Annotated in this window: 4 protein-coding genes and 1 pseudogene; all 5 read left to right on the forward strand. The window is 37.8% G+C overall.

Annotation, left to right across the window (positions count from 1 at the left end):
* The first annotated feature begins 715 nt into the window (after positions 1 to 715).
* Complete coding sequence (locus AC1TO8_RS23685) at positions 716 to 1,123, forward strand: hypothetical protein (RefSeq protein WP_482058043.1); 408 nt, start codon at positions 716 to 718, stop codon at positions 1,121 to 1,123.
* Positions 1,124 to 2,062: 939 nt separating this feature from the next.
* Positions 2,063 to 2,830: a nucleotidyltransferase domain-containing protein gene (locus AC1TO8_RS23690; protein ID WP_482058044.1), complete on the forward strand. Its 768-nt coding sequence runs from the start codon at positions 2,063 to 2,065 to the stop codon at positions 2,828 to 2,830.
* A gap of 509 nt (positions 2,831 to 3,339) precedes the next feature.
* On the forward strand, positions 3,340 to 3,603 hold the full coding sequence (locus AC1TO8_RS23695; protein ID WP_482058045.1) for a hypothetical protein: 264 nt from the start codon (positions 3,340 to 3,342) through the stop codon (positions 3,601 to 3,603).
* 913 nt (positions 3,604 to 4,516) lie between these two features.
* Positions 4,517 to 4,684, forward strand: a complete 168-nt coding sequence (locus AC1TO8_RS23700; RefSeq protein ID WP_482058046.1) for a hypothetical protein — start codon at positions 4,517 to 4,519, stop codon at positions 4,682 to 4,684.
* Positions 4,685 to 4,757: 73 nt separating this feature from the next.
* Positions 4,758 to 4,827, forward strand: a pseudogene (locus AC1TO8_RS23705) (shikimate kinase); the annotation flags it as partial.

The following is a 4,827-nucleotide window of genomic DNA, read 5'->3' on the forward strand; positions in this document are numbered from 1 at the left end:
GAACATCGTCTAACAGAACATTCTTGCTTCGTCGCTATCGCTCCTTGGTCGCCCAGAGGAATTGCAATGAAGAGGATTCAGGCGACACATTCAACCGGCTAAGTCTAACGACCCGGCACATCGTGCCTTAAGCCGATTGAACGTCAGGAATGCCAAACGTTATACGCAACCCCTTTGAGAATGTTAAAACATGAAACCAATTAACAATCAATAATAAATGAAGGTGAAAGGAACAATTAAATAAAGGATAATTAAGGGAATATAAAAAGCATAAATGAATGAAATGAATAAGGATGGATTTACGAAGAAGCAGTTGAAAACCGACAAAGAAGAAATAGGGAAGGGGGAACCTTTCCTTTGCGGAAACGGATTTGATAGGACCAAAAGATAGAATTAAAAAAAAACACGTAAAGTCATATCAAATACATAAAACACACAAGACATATATGGAAGAGGAATCGAAGAAGAAGGGGCAGCGTATAACAATGCATTTTTGCTTCGTCACTGACGCTCCTTGGTCGCCAAGAGGGATTATCTGAGAAGTGGAATCAGGCGACACATCCAACCGGCTAAGTGGCAGAGCCACCCGGACCTACGGTCCTTAAGCCGATTGGACGTCAGAAATACGCAACGTTAACTGAAACTCCTTGATAGAAATAAGTGAAATCAAGTTGACACTCTTAATTGAGTTTTTTATAGAGAGGGAGGTTGATAATTGAAAATGATTAACAACAGGAAATATAATTTGAGGGCATTGAAATCTGCGATTGGGATTATTGTATTAACATTTGTAGTTTCTTGCTCTACAACAACGCCAGAACCAGAGGCAGGAGGAAGTATCCCTAATTACGATTTATTATTACAATTTTCCTTCAAAGATAGAATTTACTCCATCGAAGGAAATATAACTCCTGCCGAAAAAATAAAAAAAGAGATTGGGGAAATAAAAGAAATTGTAGATGACATTAAAGAAAACGGTCAAGCTAAATTATTCAACTCAAAAATAGACCTTTTAGATAGAATAAAAATATTTACCATTCAAGATCTAGAAAAAGATACTGTAGTTGCCATCAAAATTAATGATATATATTACACGGCGTTTTTTTTGGCGAAATTAGATTAAAACGAGAAGGGATACAAGTACAAACTAAATGAGTGATGTGATAGGTTAATCGAAGAAGAAGGAGCATCAGTTAACACAGCATTCCTACTGCGGGCATTCGCCCTTGATCGCCAAGGGGGGATTTCAAAGAAGTTAATCAGGCGACACATTCAACCAGCTAAGTCTGACGACCCGTTCCCTACGGTCACTTAAGCTGCTTGAACGTCAGGAATGCCAAACGTTAACTGAAACTCCTCAAGAAATGGTAAAGGCATAACAAAATAGTGATTAAAGAGATGTTAAAGATGAGTAAGACTTAAAACTGATATGGAAAATTTCCATACGGAAACAGATTTAATAGTGAAAATCATGGAAATACGATCAACGCATAACCAATAAGGAATGTTTCCCACACGGAAACGATTATTCAAAAAAAGCAAGAAATATCCAATACTAAGAGCTTATAATTTACGGAATGTTTCCTATGCGGAAACAGGATTTAATAGAAACATTAAAGAAATAAGAACGTTAAAGAAGGAAATACGTAAAAAACAGAAGAAGTAAGACAGAAGGGTAACTCGAAGAAGAAGGAGCATCAGTTAACATTACATTACCACGGCGGTCGCTACGCTCCCTAGGTCACCAAGAGGAAGTTTCACAGAAGTTAATTCAGGTGACACATCCAACCGGCTAAGTGGCAGAGCCACCCGGACCTACGGTCCTTAAGCCGATTGGACGTCGGTAATGTGCGAACGTTAGCCGAAACTTCCTAGGTCAAGAACATATGGGTAAACCCTCAAAGCCAGAAGCATCTAAGGTCAAGATCGGATAATGGCATATGAAGGTCCGAAGTTGAGAAGTCAGGTAGCAGATTCAACCGGACACATCCTACTCCGTCGGACGTCGAGAATTCAAGAACGTTAGCCGAAAGAAGTTCTTACATGTTTAGGAGGAGTCTATATGATATTAGAAAAAGTTATAAATAGAATTGTAATACAAAGTGAATATAAGGATTTTGTTGATAAGTATATAGATAATATACTTACCGAATTTAAAGGTAAGATTCATAGCATTTATATGTGTGGCTCGATTCCAAAAGGAACTGCTAAACCTTTTAAGTCAGATGCAGACTTTACTATTGTATGTGTAAATCCCAAAGATATTGATTACGAAAGATTGTCAAATATTAAAGACAAGCTTTTGGAAGAATATCCAGTAGTAACTAAGATTGATACGATAATTTGCTCGATTGACGATGTATTAAGTAAACCGAATGAGTGGGGTTTTTGGATAAAGATAATTTGTGTTTGCATACATGGTCATGACGTTGGTGAAAAAGTGCCACCGATAATTACTTCTCCAGAGTTCATTTTAGACTTAAATACAGAGACCAAGCAGGAAGTAGATCGTATACATAGTTTACTTTCTAATGCTAGTGATAACACAATGAAAACTAGATATATTAAAGGTTATTCTAAGAGATTAATTCGTGCATTATACTCTTTGGTTTTAGTAGATACAGGTGTATGGCAAGATGACATTATTAAGATGAAGAATGCCATATTAGACTATTGCGAGATTGACTCCGCTTTAGTTGATTATCTGTATGCTTGTTACTTGGATAGTCATGTACTTGTTGAAGAGTTTCTGGGAATTTCAGATGAAGTATATAGCTATTTTGAGAATGCCTTAAATACAATGGCTGCTTCTAGAACTTCCTTTGGCTAACAACATATTGACGCTCGGGATCACTCTGAGAAGCGAGTGACCACATCCAGCCCCCTAAGCCCGTCGGGACGTCACTGCATTAGGTGTTCGGCAAGCCTCACAACTATAAGCAGCGGCTCTAAGGGGCCAGGACGTCGTCAATACAAAACGTTAGCCGAAATTTCCTAGGTCAAGAACATATGGGTAAACCCTCAAAGCCAGAAGCATCTAAGGTCAAGATCGGATAAGGGCATAAGAAGATTAAGACATATTCGGTGAGTACCTCGAAGAAGAGGAAGCATCGGTAACACCGCATTCACGCTTCGGGCTACGCCCTCGGTCTGGACCGAAGTTGAGAAGCCAGGTAGCAGATTCAGCCGGACACATCCGGCTCCGTCGGACGTCGAGAATGCAAGAACGTTAGACGACACTTCTTCTAAAGTGATTAAATCATAAAAACTATCAATAAACAGATTTAATTTGCAGACTAAGAATCAAATATCTCAATGAAATTAGAAAGGAAAGATCATTTGAAGACTGATAAGTTTGTATCAAGAATTATAACTGAGTGGGATCCGGTTGGCTTATTAGCTGATGGTGCTCCAAACAATGAATATGATATAGAGATTAAAGACATATGTGAAAAGATCAAATTAACAACTAATGAAACTGAATTATCGAAGATAATATTTGACTCCTTTAAGAAAAAAATGGGAATCAGATTAAATCCATTAAGTTGCCTAAAGTATTCTTTTAAAATCGTCGAAGAGATAAAAAAAATTGAACAAACATAAAGAACGATTGTAAGAGGATTCGAAGAAGGCAGAAGCATCGTCTAACATAGCATTCCTGTGTCGTCGCTGACGCTCCTAAGTCGCCAAGATGGATCTCAAGGAAGTGGATGCAGGCGACACATCCAACCGACTAAGTGGCAGAGCCACCCGGACCGACGGTCCTTAAGCCGCTTGAACGTCAGGAATGCCGAACGTTATAGGAAATCATCGCACTTCATAAAAAATCAAATTCATAATAATATTTCATAGAAGTGTAGCTACCTTGGTCGATTGAATAGATAAGTTTAAGGGGATGAATTAATATTAGCAGAATTAATATATGGAAGTCTTTTTATTTGATTTCGGCAGTAGTGGTTGGAATTGGCTGCTTTTGGACATTTGTATTTTTTATATTAAATATTAGTGATGGCTTTATGAGTAGGGATAATAAACCAGTTTCCTTTACAGTTGCTATGTTAGCGTTATTTGGGACTACAGGGTTTTTACTTATGGGTAAGTTTCTATATAAATCATTCAAGCATATCCCCATGACTCTCGGGATTATCATCTGTTCTTCTATTTTATATTTACCAATAATCCAGATGGTAAACGACATTAAGAAGTTCTTCAGGTAGTACTATGAAATCTCTTATGAAAAGCTAAGTTAATAAAAATGAATGGCGAGAGAATTACAACTGAAGATATTGAGAAAGTAATCGCTCTATTGTTTGATGCAAAGAAAGATATCAGAATATTAATATATTACGAGAGCTTTAAAGAATCTGAGTTTTGAGAATACTTTTTCAATTTTGTAATCAATAAAGATAAAGCACCAACAACCTATTACTACGTGAACGATTATGATCATTTTGATATGTGCGACAAATAATTAAGTCACACTTAGTTGCAACGATGACAGGGAAATAACTTGAAGATGATTGGAAGTGTAGGAATTTCAAAGAAGGCAATGACATCCTATAACAATGCATTCTTGCTTCGTCGCGTTCGCTCCTTGGTCGCCAAGGGGAATATCGGAGAAGTGAATTCAGGCGACACATTCAATCGGCTAAGTGGCGGAGCCACCCGAACCTTCGGTCCTTAAGCCGCTTGAACGTCAGGAATGCGCAACGTTATAGGAAATCAGCGAAAAACTATAAAATGCAGGAGTGATTACAATCAAATTCATTTTAATATTTGGACCCCAGGCCGTTGGAAAGATGACAGTTGGTCATGAACTAACGAAGA

It is taken from the genome of Paenibacillus sp. Y859, from assembly GCF_056786405.1.